1 protein-coding gene is annotated in these 526 nt (G+C 72.6%); it reads right to left on the bottom strand.

The window, feature by feature from the left end; translation table 11 throughout:
* Positions 1 to 484 (bottom strand): LysR substrate-binding domain-containing protein (locus AC1DQC_RS20245; RefSeq protein WP_477053014.1); only part of this gene is annotated, 484 nt, incomplete at its 3' end.
* Positions 485 to 526: the final 42 nt, after the last annotated feature.

Below are 526 nucleotides of genomic sequence, written 5' to 3'. Positions count from 1 at the left end.
CGGTGCGCCCTCGCACGATGCCGATGAACTCCTCGACCAGGTCCGTGGTGGCGTCCTCCGGCCAGGCCAACGCGATCGGCGACTCGGGTGCCCCGGTCACCGGGCGGTACGTCAGGTCCTTGCGGTGGTGCAGTCGGGCCAGCGACTGGGGCACCACCACCACGCCGATCCCGGCGGCCACCAGTTCGACGGCATCTTCGGTGGTCTCGGGACGCTGGGCGGCCCGCTCGCCGGGCAGTGCGTCCCACTCGAGCAGGTCGTCGAGCGGGTGCAGCACGATCTCCCCGGCCAGGTCCTCGACGCCGATCTCGTCGACCGCGGAGATGACGTGGTCCTTCGGTATCACGACCACCGGCGTCTCGGCGTAGAGCCGGATGACGCTCAGCGGCCGCGGGCCCTCGCGGTCGACGGGCAGGCGCACCAGTGCGGCGTCGACGGTGCCGTCCCGCAGCGCGCCGGCCACCTCGAGCGCGGGCAGGCTCACCAGTTCGAGTCGGACGTCGGGGAGGCGTTCGGCCCAGATTCG

Source organism: Cellulomonas sp. P4_H12 (assembly GCF_056400905.1).
The sequence above is the reverse complement of the archived record's forward strand: the minus strand, read 5'-3'. Positions and strand labels throughout refer to the sequence as shown.